Raw genomic sequence first — 14,720 nt, 5'->3', positions numbered from 1 at the left:
CCGGCGGTCGGCCAGGCCCGTTCTGTCATGGCTGGGTAGACTTTCGTGGCATATGACCGCACAACCGGCAGCCTCTGCTCCCGCACCCCACCCCGACCCCGCCGTGCACGCCAGGCGCTGGGTCATCCTGGCGATCCTCTCAGGCAGCCTGCTGCTGATCGGGATGGACACCACGATCCTCAATGTGGCGTTCCCCTCCCTGGTCGAGGACCTCCAGCCCGGCTCGGTCGAGCAGCTGTGGATCATCGACGCGTACGCCCTCGCCATCTCCGGACTCCTCGTCACCGCGGGCGCGTTCGGCGATCGCTGGGGCCGCAAGCGGCTGCTCCTCGCCGGCTTCGCGCTCTTCGCCCTCGCCTCGCTCGCCGCCGTCTTCGCCACCGCCGCCTGGCAGGTCATCGCCGCCCGCGCGCTGCTCGGCGTCGGCGGCGCGGCGATCATGCCCTCGACCCTGTCGATCCTGCGCGACACCTTCGTGGACGCCAGGGAGCGGGCGTTCGCGTACGCCGTGTGGACCGCCGTCATCGGCGGCGGGCTGGCGCTCGGACCGGTGGTCGGCGGGCTGCTGGTGGAGCACTTCGGCTGGCAGTCGGCGTTCCTGCTCAACATCCCGGTGGCCATCGTCGTGATCGGCCTCGGCCTGTGGCTGCTGCCCGAGTCCCGCTCGCCCCGTACCGGCAAGTGGGACTGGCCCGGCGTCGGCCAGTCCATCGTCGGCATGGTCGCGCTCGCCGGCGGCATCAAGCAGCTGGGCAAGTCCGGCCTCGACTCGGCGCTGCCATGGGTGCTGCTGGCGGTGGCCGCGGTGGCCCTGACGGTCTTCGTACGCCGCCAGCTCCGGCTCGCCAACCCCCTGCTGGAGGTCCGCCTCTTCAGCAATCCCGCCTTCGCGGTGTCGGCCGGCGCGATCTTCCTCGGGATGGTCGGCCTCGGCGCGGTGATGTTCCTGCTGACGCAGTGGTTCCAGTACGCCAAGGGCTACTCGCCGCTGCAGGCCGGGGTGCGGCTGCTGCCCGCGCCGATCGCGCTGATCGTCACCTCGGTGGTGACACCGCGGCTGATGCAGCGCTTCCAGGTGCGGAAGGTGATGGCGGTCGGGCTGCTTGTGATGGCGATCGGGCTGGCCGTCCCGTACGCCGTGCAGCGGTCGCCGCTCTTCGGCGACACCGACCTGAACTACCCGACCATGGCGACCTCGCTCGCGCTCCTCGGCCTCGGCGCGGGGGTGGCGACTACGGTCGCGTCCGTGACGCTGATGTCCGTAACGCCGAAGGACCACGTCGGCGGGGCCGCGGCCATCGACGAGACCTGCTACGAGCTGGGTGCCGCGATGGGGGTGGCGATTCTCGGGTCGGTGACGGCGGCGCTGTACCGGAGCCGGCTCCCGGACGGGCTGCCGGGCCATGCGCGGGACTCCGTCGGCGAGGCGGCGCACGCGGCGAAGGAGATGGGCGGGCCGGCCGGGCACGAGCTGCTGGCGGCGGCGGGGCACGCGTTCACGCGGGGGATGACGCCGGCGTTCGTGGCGGCGGCGGTGCTGTGCGTGGCGGCGGCCTGGCTGACGTGGGCGCGGATTCCGGCGGATGTGCGGCCTACGGACAACGCGCACTGATCGCCGTCAGGTGTAGGGCAGCAGCTCGTACGACGGGTCGTCGGTCGGGGCGATCGCCGTCCCCCGCCGCGCGTACGCGTCGGTGAACTCGACCGGCCGCGTGAACCGCAGCGCCGCATAGTCGCCGCCGTCGCCGCCAATGGCGTAACCGGTGCGGACCAGCCCCTCCGAATGGCTCGTCTCATCCACCGACGCGAAGCCCTCCGGTGCCGCCCACGTCCCCGACGCATGCCACTGCTCATGCAGCTCAAGCCGCCCCGCCTCGGGACAGAACCACCGGAAGCGCGCCACATGCAGCCCCCCGGACGCGCTCGACCACACGCTCCAGCCGCGACCATCGGGGAGAAACCCCAGGTCGCTGGTCTCTATCGCACCGGTGTCGTACGGAAGGCTGCTCCAGTGGCCGATGAGGGCAGGGTCGAGTGTCACCCCAAGAGCCTCCCCAGGGATGGGGGTGGAGTAGTCTCAGGACAGGAATTGAACATGTTCAAGTTCGACTCCGAGGGTCCGAGGGGGATGCGTGATGTGGGTGCTGGTCCATCTCATCGTGGCGCTGGGCATGCTCGTCGTGGTGCCCGCCGGGCTGCGCCTGATCGGCGACCCGGCGCTCGACCGGGCGCGCGGACTGTGGCCGTACGCCGCCGCCTTCGGCGCCGCATCGCTCTGGCTCCCGCGCGGCGCCCCCGCCACCGCACTGGCCGCCGTATACGGCCTGGCCACCCTCGCCCTCGCCCTGCACGCCCCGCGCCGCCTGCTCGCCCGCCGCGAGCTCACGCCCGCCGAAGTCGCGGTCCTGACCGCCCTGGTGACCCCGGCCGTCGCGGGCACGGCGCTGGTCGCGGAGCGCGCGGGCCACGAGCTCTTCGGCTTCTCGACCGCGATCCTCGCCCTCACCGTGCCGCACTTCCACTTCGCGGGCTTCGCGGCGGCGCTGGTGGCCGGGCTGTGCTGCCGTACGACGTCCGCGCCTGGTGCGGTCGCGCGGCTGGCCGGGCTGAGCGTGCCGCTGGGCACGCTGCTGGTGCTCGCCGGCTACTTCGTCAACGACTGGGCCGAGCTGGCGGGCGCGCTGGTGCTGACCGCCGGGATGTTCGCGGTGGCGCTGCTGACCTGGCGGGACGTACGGCCCCGGGCGGGCGCCGGCACCCGTACGCTGCTCGCGGTCTCCGCCCTCGTCCTGCCCGCCACGATGCTGCTCGCGCTCACCTGGGCGCTCGGCGAGGCAACCGGCCTCCCGCACCCGGGACTCGGCTGGATGGCCGCAACCCACGGGCTCGGCAACGCGCTCGGCTTCGCCCTCTGTTCGCTACTCGCCTGGCACCGACTGACCAAGGAGGCACCCCTGCCATGACCGCCACCGAGACCACCCTCACCTACGCCGAGGTCGGCGCCACGCGCACACTCCCGCTGCCCGCGGGCTACAACCACCTGCGGGTACGCGCCCGCATCGGGGACGGCGAGGCGGTCTACGCGACCGCCGTCGACGCCGTACTGAGCTGGCGGATGCACCGCGCCTCCGGCGCCCGGGTGACGGCCGAAGGACCGGCCGCGACCGGCGAGCGGGCGACCGTGTCGCTCGGGATCGGTCCGCTGGCCTTCACGGCGCCGTGCGAGGTGGTGTGGGCCGAGCAGGGGGAGGCGCGAGGCGGCTTCGGGTACGGGACGCTGCGCGGGCATCCGGAGAGGGGGGAGGAGGCGTTCGTGGTGGAGCGGGAGGCGGATGGCGCGGTGTACTTCACCGTCACCGCCTTCAGCCGTCCGGCGGTCTGGTACGCGAGGCTGGGCGGGCCTGTCGTCCCCGTGCTGCAGCGGCTTTACGCCCGCCGCTTGGCGCGTACGCTGCGGCGGCTGGCGGCGGCCGAGGGCTGAGCCGGCTCGGCCGGGTCGCGTACCGGCTCCGGCAGCCGCAGCGTGAGCAGCAGGGCCGCCACCGGGAAGGCGAAGAGCGTGGCGAGGGCGGCCGAGAGGCCGGCGTGGTCGGCGAGTTGGCCGAGTGCCGGGCTCGCCACGCCGCCGACGCTCACCGCGAGGCCGAGGGTGACGCCGGCGGCGGTGCCGGTGTGCCCCGGCACGTACTCCTGGGCGAGGGTGACCTGCACGCTGAACGGCAGGTAGAGGCCGAGGCCGAGGAGGACGGCGGCGGCGGAGGCGGCCGCGGGGCCCGGCGCGAGGAGCAGCGCGGCGAGGCCGGGGAGGGCGAGCGCGTAACCCACCCGGACCGCGGTGACCCGCCCCCGCCGGTCGGCGAGCCGCCCGCCCAGGACGGTGCCGAGGGCGCCGGCGGCGAGAAAGAGGGTGAGCGCGGCGGTGCCCTGCGCGCGGCTGCCGTCCAGGTGGCGGGTGACGTAGAGGGAGAGGAAGGACGCGACGCCGAAGAAGCAGATGGAACGGCAGACGACGACTGCGGAGAGGCGGCGGAAGGCGGGCCAGTTCTGGAGGGCGGGGGAGACAGGGCGCGGTGCCGGGACCGAAGGTGCCTTTCGCGGCTCCGCCGCCCGCCCTCGAACCGCCACCAGCGCCACCCCGGTCACCACCGCGGGTATCGCCAGCAGCGGCGTCGCCCCCAGCCCCCACACGGCCAGCACCGGCGTGACCAGCAACGGCCCCGCCGCATAGCCCAGATTCCCGCCCACCACGAACCAGCTCATCGACCCCGCCGACCCCCCGGCCGCCGCCCGCGCGGCCCGTGCCGCCTCCGGGTGGTACGCGGCCACGCCCAGCCCCGACAGCGCGATCGCCAGCCAGGTGAGCGCGTACGTGGCGGAAAGCCCCGCAAGGCCGACCCCGACACCGGCCGTGACCACACCCGCGGGCACCAGCCACCCCAGCCCCCGCCGGTCGGTGAGCACGCCGAAGGCGGGCTGCACGACGGACGACAGGAAGGTCGCGGCGAGGGTGATCCCGGTGGCCGCCGCGTACGTGTAGTGCCGCTCGGCGACAAGGAAAGGGATGAGGGCCGGGACCGCCCCCTGATAGACGTCATCGACGGCATGCGTGACGGACAGGGCGGCGAGGCGGGCGCGCGGTGAGGCTCTCATAGAGAGCGATCATTGCCCGCGCGACCCCTGGCCTGCTTTCCGTAAACTGCCAGACTATGTCGGAGATCCGCCACACCCCCGTGGCCACCACCGCGAGCCGCGAACTGCCCGGCGGCACCGGCACCGGCCCGCACCACCACGACGAGCACCAGATCGTCTACGCCAGCAGCGGCGTTCTCAGCGTCTCCACCGACGCCGGCGTCTGGGTCACCCCGGCCAGCCGCGCCATCTGGATCCCGGCAGGCGCCGTCCACGAGCCGCGCGCCTACGGCCGTACGATCCTGACCACGGTCGGCATGGGCGACGCGAACCCGCTGGGCCTCCACCACCCGACGGTCCTCGCCGTGAGCCCCCTGCTGCGCGAGCTGCTCATCGCATACGCGGAAGGCGGGACCCCGGCCGACACCCCACAGCGCCGCCGCCTCCGCACCGTCCTGCTCGACCAGATCCGCGCAGCCCCCGCCACCCAGCCGCTGCACATCCCCGCGCCGCACGACCCCCGACTCGCGGCAGCCGCCGCACTCCTGGCAGCCGACCCGGCGTACTCGATCGCCGAACTGGCGACCCGCTGCGGCGCCGCCACCCGCACTCTCTCGCGCCTCTGCCGCGACGAACTCGGCATGACCTTCCCCCAGTGGCGCACTCAGGTCCGCCTGCACCTAGCCCTGCGCCTCCTGGCCGAGGGCGAGTCGGTGACGGCGGTGGCGATGCGCTGCGGCTGGTCGACGCCGAGCGCGTTCGTCGACGTCTTCCGCCGGGTGATGGGCTACACCCCCGGCAGCAGAAGCAGCAGCCGCCGCCTCACGCCGACCGCCACGTCTCCGTGATCACCACCTCCCGCAGCGCCCACGCGTCCCCCGACCGCACCGCGGTAAAGGCGTAGTGCCCGCCCGCGACGAAGTCGGGCGCGGTGGCGCCATTCCGCTTGCTCACCATCGGGTTGACGTAGTCGGCCCGCACCGTGGCCAGCTCCGCCGGCTCGCCCTTCAGGCGCGTGACGCGATTGACGATCAGATGCTGGCGTACGGGAAAGAGGCCCATCACCTCGGACAGCCAGGTGGCCGCCTCGGTGGCGGGTCCCGCGATGCCTCCGGCACCGGTGTAGTCGGCGCGCCCGCCGGGCGCGAACAGACGCTGGTAGGCCTCCCAGTCGCCGGAGTCCACCGCAACCGCATAGGCGGAGACGAGGTCATCGACGGCGAGGCGGTCCAGCAGGGCGGCGAGTTCCATGCGTTGGGTCACGAGGGCAGTCTCATGGATAAGTGGGGAGAGTCACAGACAGCCGCACGACCCCTGTGGCAACTTCAAGTGCGCTACGCGTCAGTAGAGTTACCGTCCGCACCCGGAGAAGGGTCGAATGAGCACCTCAGACGTCATGACGCTCCACCTCCCCGACGACACCGTCGTCCAACGCGCCCGGCACGAGCTCCGCACCGACGGCTGCACCGTCCTGAAGGACTTCGTACCGCCGTCGCACCAAGAGGCACTGCGCGCCGAGTGCGCGGCGATGGCACCCGATGCGTACTTCGCCGCCGAGACGGTGAACGTCTACAACACCGACGTAAAAGAGGCCGCCGCCCTCCCGCCCGACCACCCGGGCCGCCTCACCTTCGACCGCGGCAACGCCTTCGTCGCCCGCGACCGCATCCCCGCCGGCTCACTCATCGCGACGCTCTACGCCGACCCGGCCTTCCAGTCCTTCATAGCCGCCTGCTTCGAGCTCCCGCAGCTCCACCAACTGGCCGACCCGCTCTCCGGCCTGGTCCTCAACGTCGTCGAACCGGGCATGGAACACCCCTGGCACTTCGACACCAACGAATACACCGTCAGCCTCCTCACCCAGCAGCCCGAAGCGGGCGGCGACTTCGAGTACTGCCCGGGCATCAGATCGGCCGAAGCCGAGAACTTCCCCGCGGTCGCCGAGGTCCTGGCCGGCGGCGGCACCCCCCGCCACCTCGCCCTCCGCCCCGGCGACCTGCAGCTCTTCAAGGGCCGCTACTCCCTCCACCGCGTCAGCCCGATCAAGGGCCCCACCGCCCGCCACTCCGCGATCTTCGCCTACAGCGAGCGCCCCGGCGTGATCGGCCGCCCCGCCCGCACCCGCCAGCTCTTCGGCCGCGCCCTGCCCGAGCACCACGCCGCCGCGGTCCGTACCGACGGCCTGCTGGACTGAGGAGAGACGTGTCCGCGAAGGCCTCGTTCGACCACATCTACACACAGCCCGACCCGCGCACTTACTTCCGCGTCTTACGCACCCTCGACTACTGCATCCCCCAGCTCGCCAAGCCCTACTTTGCCAAGCTGATCCAGGAGCGCTCCCGCGGCGGCACCCCGGTCCGCGTCCTCGACATCGGCTGCTCGTACGGCATCAACGCCGCCCTGCTCAAGTGCGACAGCACCATGGACGAGCTCTACGACCGCTACGCGGACGCGCGGGACGCGGATGTCCTGACCTTGGACCGCGAGTTCGTGCGTCGCCGCACCGCGCCGGCCGGCCGGGTCCGCTTCACCGGCCTGGACGCCTCAGCGGAGGCCCTCGCGTATGCGACGCAGGCCGGCTTCCTGGACGCCACGGTGCACGCGGACCTGGAGCGGCAGGCCCCGACCGCTTTGCAGAGCGGGCGGCTTGCCGGGACCGATTTGGTCATTTCGACCGGCTGCGTCGGGTACGTAACGGAGCGCACGCTGATGCGGGTCATCGAAGCGCAGGGCGGCGGCCGGCTGCCGTGGATGGCGCATTTCGTCCTCCGCATGTTTCCTTTCGCTCCGATCGCGGGGGTCCTGTCGCGCCTCGGGTATCACACAACCCAGGTTGAAGGAGTCTTCAAACAGCGGCGGTTCGCCTCCGCTGAGGAGCAGACTCAAGTCCTGCAGTCGATGTCCACCGCCGGCGTGGACGCACACGGCCTGGAGGCAGAAGGCTGGCTCCACGCCCAGCTCTACGTCTCCCGCCCTCACAACGAACCAGGAGCATAAGTAAAAGTGACTACCTTCGCCGCCGCCGAAGACCACCTGCCACGGGTCCCGCTACCCACGCTGCAGGAAAGCTGCGACCGCTTCCTGGAGTGGTGCGCGCCGCTGCTCACGCCCGCGGAGTTGGCTGCCACCGAGGCCGAGGTGGCGGCCTTTGCGGCGGGGCCCGGGCCGTTGCTGCACAAGGCGCTTGCGGCGTACGACGCCGCGCCTGGGGTGCACAGCTGGCTCGATACCTTTTGGCCGTACCGGTATCTGGGGCGGCGGGACCGGATTGCGTTGAACGCGAATTTCTTCTTCCTCTTTCAGGACACGGGGGAGGAGCAGATTGCGCGGGCCGCGGGGCTGATTGCCGGGGCGCTGGCGTATAAGGCGCGGGTGGATGACGGGTCGCTGGAGCCGGTGGTGCTGCGTGGGCAGCCGCAGACGATGGTGCAGAACCGGTATCTGTTCGGTACGACGCGGATTCCGGGGCTTGAGCGGGACAGCGTGCGGGTGGCGCCCGGCCGGCACATTGTGGTTTTCCATGGCGGCGAGATGTTCCGGATGGAGGTCCTCGCGGAGGACGGCACACCGTACGATCTCGCTTCGCTCGCGGCTGGGCTGAGGGTGGTTCGTGCGGGGCGGGGTGGGGAGTCCGTCGGGTCGCTGACCTCCATGGCGCGGGCGGAGTGGGCTGCGGTCCGGGAGGAGTTGCTCGGTCACAGCGCGGCGGCGGTGGAGGACGTGGAGACCGCGTTGTTCTGCGTCTGCCTGGAGGACTTCGCGCCTGCCGGCGTCCAGGAGGCCTGCGATGAGTTGCTTTACGGCGACCGGGGGAATCGGTGGTTCGACAAGGCGGTGTCGTTTGTGATCTTCGCGGATGGCCGCGCCGGTATCAATATCGAGCACTGCGAGCTGGACGGCACGACGATCCTCGCCTTCACCGACGCGCTGCTGTCGGCGGAGCCGCCTTCCCCGCCTTCCGGCGGGGTTTCCCGGGAGGTGGCGGTGGCGCCGGTTTCGTTTCAGGTGGACGAGGGGCTGCGCGCGAAGGTGCGGGCGGCGGCTGCCGACTTCGCCGCGTACGGGGCGGCCACCGCGACCCGGACGGTGGCCTTCGCGGACTTCGGCGCGGAGGACGCCAAGGCGTTGGGGATGTCGCCGGACGCCTTCGTCCAGCTTGCGTATCAGCTGGCGCATCGGCGGGCTAAGGGGCTTGTGGGGGCGACGTACGAGTCGATTGCGACTCGGCAGTTCCGGCATGGGCGTACCGAGGCGATGCGGGTGGTTACGCCGGAGATGGTCGCCTTCGTGGACGCGATGATGGACGCGGGGGCGGCTGCTGGGGTGCGACGGGAGGCGGCGCGAGCCGCGGCTGCGGCGCACGTGCGGCGGGCCAAGGAGTGCCAGGCCGGCGACGCGCCGGAGCAGCACCTGTGGGAGCTGGAGATGATCCAGCGGCGCCGGGGCCCGGAACTCGGGGTGGACGAGCAGCCCTCGCTCTTCCGCTCGCCTGGGTGGACGGTCATGCGCGATGACTACTTGAGCACGAGCTCTGCTCCGTCGGAGCGGATTCAGTACTTCGGGTTCGGGTCGACGAGCTCGCGGTGCATCGGGGTGGCGTACGTGCTCCTGCCGGAGCGGTTCCACGTGTACCTGTCCACGCCGCAAGCGGTGGCCGGGGGGATGACGGCCTTTGCTGAGTGTCTGCGTGATGCGGTGGGGGAGCTTCGGGAGCTCTTGGTCGCGTAGCGCTTTCGCGCCTTGCGGCGCGGCATCCGAGCTTCGCTCGGAATCCTCAAGCGCCGGATGGGCTTGGGGTGGGTGGGCCGGGCCGAGTTCCGCGACACTACCGAAGAAAACCTCTGTGGTCGGCCTGGGTGGGTTCCGGGGTTTTCTTCGGCAGCGTCGCTCCACTCGGCCCTCCTCCCGGAGGGGGAGTTCGGCCTAGGCCTTGCCCTGGCTTCGCCTGGGTTGATCTCTCCCTACGGGAGGAGGGCCGAGTGGAACGACGCCGCCGAAAAAACCCAGCACCGGGCGGTGGTGGACCACCACGTTTTTTCGGTGGTGTCGTGGAACTCGGACCGGCCCACCCACGATCAAGCCGGTCCGGCGCTTGAGGACTCCGTGGCGAAGCCACAGGATGCCCGCGCCGCAGGCGCGAAGCGCGGAGCTGCTGAAACCGTGTTGAAACCGCGCTGAAGGCGCCGCCGCCCAAGCTCTGGGGCATGACGACAACGACACGTACCGAGCAAGCCATCGCAGCCACCGGCCTGCGCAAGGCCTACGGGGACAAGATCGTCCTCGACGGCATCGACATCCACGTGCCGAGCGGCACGATCTTCTCCCTCCTCGGGCCGAATGGCGCCGGCAAGACCACCGCCGTGAAGATCCTCTCGACCCTCATCGGCGCCGACGGCGGTGAGGTCCGGGTCGGCGGTCACAACCTCGCCACCGACCCCCAGGCCGTGCGCGCCGCCATCGGCGTCACCGGCCAGTTCTCCGCCGTCGACGGCCTGATCACCGCCGAGGAGAACATGCTCCTCATGGCCGACCTGCACCACCTGTCCAAGGTGGAGCGCAAGCGCACCGCCGCCGAGCTGCTGGAGCGCTTCGACCTCGCCGACGTGGCGGAGAAGCCCGCGTCCACCTTCTCCGGCGGCATGAAGCGGCGCCTCGACATTGCCATGACCCTGGTCGGCAACCCCGGCATCATCTTCCTCGACGAGCCCACTACAGGGCTCGACCCGCGGGCCCGTCACAACATGTGGGGCATCATCCGCGAGCTGGTCTCGGATGGCACGACGGTCTTCCTCACCACGCAGTACCTGGAGGAGGCCGACGAGCTCGCCGACCGTATCGCCGTACTCAACGACGGGAAGATCGCCGCCGAGGGCACGGCGGACGAGCTGAAGCGGCTGATCCCCGGCGGGCATGTACGACTGCGGTTCCAGGACCCCGCCGCGTATCAGAGCGCCGCATACGCCCTCCGCGAGGCCACCCGCGACGACGAGTCGCTCACGCTGCAGATCCCCAGTGACGGCAGCCAGCGCGAGCTGCGCTCGATCCTCGACTGGCTCGACTCCGCCGGCGTCCAGGCGGACGAACTCACCGTGCACACGCCTGATCTGGACGACGTGTTCTTCGCGCTGACCACCACCAAGACCAAGGAGACCGTCCGATGAGTGCCCTCACCCTCGCCGTCCGCGACTCGTCCACGATGCTGCGCCGCAACCTGCTGCACGCCCGGCGCTATCCGTCGCTGACGCTGAATCTGCTGCTCACGCCGATCATGCTGCTGCTGCTCTTCGTCTACATCTTCGGTGACGCGTTCAGCGCAGGCCTCGGCGGCGGAGCCGACCGCTCCGACTACATCGCGTACGTCATCCCGGGCATCCTGATCATGACGATCGGCTCCACGGTCGTCGGCACCGCGGTCTCGGTCGCCAACGACATGACCGAGGGCATCATCGCCCGCTTCCGCACCATGGCGATCCACCGCGGCTCGATCCTGATCGGCCACGTCCTCGGCAGCCTGCTGCAGTCCATCATCAGCGTCGTCCTCGTCGGCGCCGTCGGCGTCGCCATCGGCTTCCGCGCCACCGACGCCTCCGCGCTGGAGTGGCTGGCCGCCTTCGGACTGCTGGCGGTGTTTGCCCTCTCCCTCACCTGGATCGCCGTCGGGATGGGACTGGTCAGCCCGAACGCCGAGGCCGCCGCGAACAGCGCGCAGCCGCTGGTGCTGCTGCCGCTGATCTCCTCCGCCTTCGTCCCGGCCGAGTCCATGCCCGGCTGGTTCCAGCCGATCGCCGAGTACCAGCCGTTCACCCCGGCCATCGAAACGCTCCGCGGCCTGCTGCTGGGCAGCGAGATCGGCAACAACGGCTGGATCGCCATCGGCTGGTGCGTGGGCCTCACCGCACTGGGCTACCTCTGGTCCGCGAAGACCTTCAACGGCGAGCCGAAGTAACCGGGATGAGTGCGCGGGCAGCCTCCCGCAGCTCCTCCCGCCCCAGGGCGGCGTACTCCGACACCGCGTCGGCGTACGCCGCCCCGTCGGCGTTCTCCGCCGCCTCCCGCGCCCGCGCCGCCGACATCGTCGGCTGGAACTGCCGCAGCGCCCGCAGCCGCTCGGCCAGCGCGAGCATCCGTACGGCCGTCGGGTCACCCGTCGCGATCCCGGCCATTGCGAGCGCGTGCAGCATCGTCCCGTACACGTGCAGCTCGCCCGGCCCCCCGGACTCCGCCGCGAGCATGTCCCGCAGCCGCTCCGCCAACTGCGCCCGCAGGCCGGTCACCAGCTCCGACCGCCCGGCATACGCATGCGCCGTCACCGCCGCGGAATGCACCTCCACCAGCCAGCGCACGAAGAGCGGATCCCCGGCGTACTGTGCCGCCACCGACGTGCCCACCTCCGCCGCGGAGCGCCACAGCTTCAGCCCCACCTCGGTCGTGCCGCGGGCGAGGGCGATCTCGGCCCGGGCGCCGAGCTCGGGGGAGAGCTCCTCGGGGCCCTCCGTGGCACCGGCCTCCTGGATCTGCCGCACCCACTCCTCGGCCTCCTCGATCTCGCCGCGCTGCAGGCAGGCGAGGGCCAGGGCATGGCGCATGCCCAGCATCTCGCGGTGGTTGCCCTGCGCGAGCAGGATCTCGAGGCCGTCCTTGAGGTGCCTGTACGCCTCGTCGCCGCGCTCCTGCTGCAGGCACAGCTCGCCGAGCCGGCCATGACCCACGATCGTGAGGATCGGGCTGCGCAGCGGGCGCAGCGCGGTGACCATCCGCCGCGCCGACTCCAGCGCCCGGTCCTGGTCACCGGCGCCCTCCCAGAGGTACGAGGCGACGCTCTCGGCGACGCCCGCCAGCAGCGGTTCGCTGCTGCGGCACAGCTCCTGGAGCTCCTCGTAGTCCGGCGGGCGCATGTCGGGTACGGCCTTCAGCACCGCGGCCAGCGCGCGCACCAGCGTGTCGGAGCGGGCCTCCGGGAGCCGCCGCAGCGTGACCAGCTGGCGGATGGCGCGCGGGCCCTTGCCGATGAAGATGCTCGCCGTGCACATCACCGCCGCGGTGCGGGCGACGTCCTCGTCCGCGGGCTCCGGCCGGTAGTGCGACAGCGGCGGGCCGGACTCGGCGGTGAGGGTCAGCAGGCGCTCGTAGCTGCTGTCCGTGGACCACAGGGACGCCAGCACGGCGGTGGTCGCGGCGAGCGTGGGGTGGTCGTCGTGGGCGAGGGCGTGGCGGTAGGCCGGCACGAGGTTGTCCTGCTCGGCCCTGAGGACCTCCCAGGCCTGCTTCAGGTCCGCGCCGAAGACGGTGTCGTGGTGGGCGCGGCAGAAGTCCCGCGCCCACCCCAGGAAGCGTTCGGTGACCGCGTCCTCCTCGCCCGCGTCCGCGCGCCGCGCGGCGCAGAACTCCCGTACCGACTCCAGCATCTGGAAGCGCACCCCGCCCGCCGGGGTGTCGGCGGCGCGGAGCAGCGACTGGTCGGTGAGCTGCTCGATGAGGAGGAGGGCGTCGGCGTCGCTGTCGCCGAGGACGTGCTCGGCCGCCTCGGCGGTGAAGCCGCCGGGGAAGGCGGACAGCGTCCGAAGTGCCGCCCGGGCGTCCTCCTCCAGGAGGTTCCAGCTCCAGTCCACGACGGCGTGCAGGGTGCGGTGCCGCTCCGGTGCGTCGCGGGAGCCGCCGCGGAGCAGCGCGAAGCGGTCGCCTAGGCGGCGGGCGATCTCCGGTACGGAGAGCACCCGTACGCGGGCCGCCGCCAGCTCCACGGCGAGCGGCAGGCCGTCGAGGTGCCGGCACAGCGCCCGTACAGGCTCGTCCGGGAGCTCCACGCCGGGGCGGGCCGAGCGGGCCCGCTGGCCGAAGAGGTCGATCATCGTCTCCAGGCCGAGTTCCGGCAGTCCGTATACGGACTCCGAGCTGAGGTCGAGGGGGGCGCGGCTGGTGGTCAGGACGTGCAGGTCCTTGGAGGCGGAGACCAGGGACTGGACGAGGGCGGCGACGCCGGAGACGACCTGTTCGCAGTTGTCCAGCACCAGGAGGGCCGGTCCGGTGCCGAGCACGCCGAGGATGGCTGAGGTGGCGTCGGCGGACGCGGCGCCCGCGAGGCTGGGTCCTTCGCCCGCGCCGAGCGCGGAGGCGACCTCGGCGGCCACGTCGGTGTCGTCGGTGACGCCGGCGAGGGGCACGAAGTACACCACCCGCTGCTGTGCGGTGCGGCTCACCGCATGCGCGAGCCGGGTCTTGCCGAGGCCGCCGGGCCCGGCGACGGTGACGACGCGGGCGGTCTCCAGCAGCCCGGTCACGGCGGCGACATCCGCGTCCCGCCCGAGCAGCGGATTCGGCTCGTGCGGCACCCCGTGCCGTACGGTCGGCGCATCGCCGCTCAGCAGCTCCTGCTGTACGGACTTCAGCGCGGCCCCGGGATCGGTCCCGAGATCGTCGCGCAGCTCGCGCCGGTACGCCTCGTAGCGGGCCAGCGCCGCGGAAGGCCCCGCGGAGGCCGCCATTCCGCGCAGCACCTCGGCGAGCACCTCTTCATCGCGCGAGTGCTCCGCGAACACCTCGGCGAGCGGCTCGGCCGCCTCGGAGTGCCGCCCAAGACGCGCGAGGGCAAGCGCCCGATGCCGTACGAGCGTCCGCCGCACCGGCGCCCGCTCGGCCCGCAACGCCGCCACCGGATCATGGAATTCATCATCCCCGGCGTCCTCACCGACGCCCTCCCACAACGCGAGCCCCGCCTCGGCAGCCGCGAGCGAAGCCGCATGATCGCCGGCCCGCGCCCGCTCGGCGGCAGCAGCGCCATGCAACAACAGCGCGGAACTGTCGACCTGCTCCTCCCGCAACGCCAGCCGATACCCAGTGGGCGTGCTCTCAATAACCTCAGCCCCGAGCTGCCCCCGCGCCCGCGACACCAGCACCTGTATCGCCTTACCGGGCCGCTCAGGCTGCTCATCGGGCCACAGCCCGTCGACCAGCCGCCCAGTCCCGGCCCCCGTCTTCAAGTCCTCCGCCAGCAGGGCCAGCAGCCCACGCAGCCGAGGCGCGGTTATCTCCTGGTCGCGGAACGCGACACGCGGCAACAAGGTCAGGTCGATGGTCACGCATGCAGACTAGCC

General features: G+C 71.9%; 13 protein-coding genes. 9 read left to right on the top strand and 4 right to left on the bottom strand.

Annotated elements, in window-relative coordinates; all coding sequences use genetic code 11:
- The first annotated feature begins 52 nt into the window (after nt 1-52).
- Nucleotides 53-1,612, top strand: a complete 1,560-nt coding sequence (locus tag ACNNMR_RS10715) for an MFS transporter (protein ID WP_419994320.1) — start codon at nt 53-55, stop codon at nt 1,610-1,612.
- Between the two features lie 6 nt (nt 1,613-1,618).
- Here ACNNMR_RS10715 and ACNNMR_RS10710 read toward each other — a convergent pair whose 3' ends face one another.
- Nucleotides 1,619-2,041, bottom strand: coding sequence for a hypothetical protein (locus ACNNMR_RS10710; RefSeq protein ID WP_419994319.1), 423 nt, complete (start codon nt 2,039-2,041; stop codon nt 1,619-1,621).
- A gap of 94 nt (nt 2,042-2,135) precedes the next feature.
- On the opposite strand from ACNNMR_RS10710, the gene ACNNMR_RS10705 reads away from it, so the two are divergent.
- Together ACNNMR_RS10705 and ACNNMR_RS10700 are read left to right on the top strand one after the other, a co-directional pair.
- Nucleotides 2,136-2,963 (top strand): YndJ family protein, encoded by an 828-nt coding sequence (locus ACNNMR_RS10705; RefSeq protein ID WP_420000325.1) that lies wholly within the window; start codon nt 2,136-2,138, stop codon nt 2,961-2,963.
- Entirely contained in the window at nt 2,960-3,481 is a 522-nt protein-coding gene (locus tag ACNNMR_RS10700; protein ID WP_419994318.1) for a DUF1990 family protein, read from the top strand. Before ACNNMR_RS10705 ends, ACNNMR_RS10700 begins: the two co-directional genes overlap by 4 nt.
- Here ACNNMR_RS10700 and ACNNMR_RS10695 read toward each other — a convergent pair.
- Nucleotides 3,427-4,650, bottom strand: coding sequence for an MFS transporter (locus ACNNMR_RS10695; protein WP_419994317.1), 1,224 nt, complete (start codon nt 4,648-4,650; stop codon nt 3,427-3,429). The genes ACNNMR_RS10700 and ACNNMR_RS10695 overlap by 55 nt on opposite strands.
- Before the next feature lie 56 nt (nt 4,651-4,706).
- Between ACNNMR_RS10695 and ACNNMR_RS10690 the strand changes: the two genes are divergently transcribed.
- Nucleotides 4,707-5,477 carry an AraC family transcriptional regulator gene (locus tag ACNNMR_RS10690; protein WP_419994316.1) on the top strand — a complete coding sequence of 257 codons (771 nt, stop codon included), beginning with the start codon at nt 4,707-4,709 and terminating at the stop codon, nt 5,475-5,477.
- Here the strand turns inward: ACNNMR_RS10690 and ACNNMR_RS10685 are convergent.
- On the bottom strand, nt 5,452-5,892 hold the full coding sequence (locus ACNNMR_RS10685; RefSeq protein WP_419994315.1) for a nuclear transport factor 2 family protein: 441 nt from the start codon (nt 5,890-5,892) through the stop codon (nt 5,452-5,454). The two genes, ACNNMR_RS10690 and ACNNMR_RS10685, sit on opposite strands and share 26 nt — an antisense overlap.
- Before the next feature lie 115 nt (nt 5,893-6,007).
- On the opposite strand from ACNNMR_RS10685, the gene ACNNMR_RS10680 reads away from it, so the two are divergent.
- From ACNNMR_RS10680 to ACNNMR_RS10660, 5 genes are all read left to right on the top strand, one after another.
- Nucleotides 6,008-6,823 (top strand): HalD/BesD family halogenase, encoded by an 816-nt coding sequence (locus tag ACNNMR_RS10680; protein WP_419994314.1) that lies wholly within the window; start codon nt 6,008-6,010, stop codon nt 6,821-6,823.
- Nucleotides 6,824-6,831: 8 nt separating this feature from the next.
- Nucleotides 6,832-7,626 (top strand): class I SAM-dependent methyltransferase, encoded by a 795-nt coding sequence (locus tag ACNNMR_RS10675; protein ID WP_419994313.1) that lies wholly within the window; start codon nt 6,832-6,834, stop codon nt 7,624-7,626.
- Nucleotides 7,627-7,632: 6 nt separating this feature from the next.
- The gene (locus tag ACNNMR_RS10670) at nt 7,633-9,357 is read left to right on the top strand and encodes a choline/carnitine O-acyltransferase (protein WP_419994312.1); all 1,725 of its coding nucleotides are present in this window, start codon (nt 7,633-7,635) and stop codon (nt 9,355-9,357) included.
- Nucleotides 9,358-9,833: 476 nt separating this feature from the next.
- On the top strand, nt 9,834-10,790 hold the full coding sequence (locus ACNNMR_RS10665; protein WP_419994311.1) for an ABC transporter ATP-binding protein: 957 nt from the start codon (nt 9,834-9,836) through the stop codon (nt 10,788-10,790).
- Complete coding sequence (locus tag ACNNMR_RS10660; protein WP_419994310.1) at nt 10,787-11,575, top strand: ABC transporter permease; 789 nt, start codon at nt 10,787-10,789, stop codon at nt 11,573-11,575. The genes ACNNMR_RS10665 and ACNNMR_RS10660 overlap by 4 nt, the downstream gene beginning before the upstream one ends.
- Here ACNNMR_RS10660 and ACNNMR_RS10655 read toward each other — a convergent pair.
- Nucleotides 11,556-14,705 (bottom strand): ATP-binding protein, encoded by a 3,150-nt coding sequence (locus ACNNMR_RS10655; protein ID WP_419994309.1) that lies wholly within the window; start codon nt 14,703-14,705, stop codon nt 11,556-11,558. The two genes, ACNNMR_RS10660 and ACNNMR_RS10655, sit on opposite strands and share 20 nt — an antisense overlap.
- Nucleotides 14,706-14,720: the final 15 nt, after the last annotated feature.

The sequence above is a fragment of the Streptomyces boninensis genome, assembly GCF_048572725.1.
GTDB lineage: Bacteria > Actinomycetota > Actinomycetes > Streptomycetales > Streptomycetaceae > Streptomyces > Streptomyces boninensis.
Note: the sequence above shows the minus strand (reverse complement) of the source record. Positions and strands in the feature narration are given on the sequence as shown.

Coding starts and splice junctions, on each gene's coding strand:
- ACNNMR_RS10715 (WP_419994320.1), top strand. CDS start 53: ATGACCGCACAACCGGCAGCCTCTGCTCCCGCACCCCACCCCGACCCC.
- ACNNMR_RS10665 (WP_419994311.1), top strand. CDS start 9,834: ATGACGACAACGACACGTACCGAGCAAGCCATCGCAGCCACCGGCCTG.
- ACNNMR_RS10700 (WP_419994318.1), top strand. CDS start 2,960: ATGACCGCCACCGAGACCACCCTCACCTACGCCGAGGTCGGCGCCACG.
- ACNNMR_RS10705 (WP_420000325.1), top strand. CDS start 2,136: ATGTGGGTGCTGGTCCATCTCATCGTGGCGCTGGGCATGCTCGTCGTG.
- ACNNMR_RS10695 (WP_419994317.1), bottom strand. CDS start 4,650: ATGAGAGCCTCACCGCGCGCCCGCCTCGCCGCCCTGTCCGTCACGCAT.
- ACNNMR_RS10690 (WP_419994316.1), top strand. CDS start 4,707: ATGTCGGAGATCCGCCACACCCCCGTGGCCACCACCGCGAGCCGCGAA.
- ACNNMR_RS10680 (WP_419994314.1), top strand. CDS start 6,008: ATGAGCACCTCAGACGTCATGACGCTCCACCTCCCCGACGACACCGTC.
- ACNNMR_RS10660 (WP_419994310.1), top strand. CDS start 10,787: ATGAGTGCCCTCACCCTCGCCGTCCGCGACTCGTCCACGATGCTGCGC.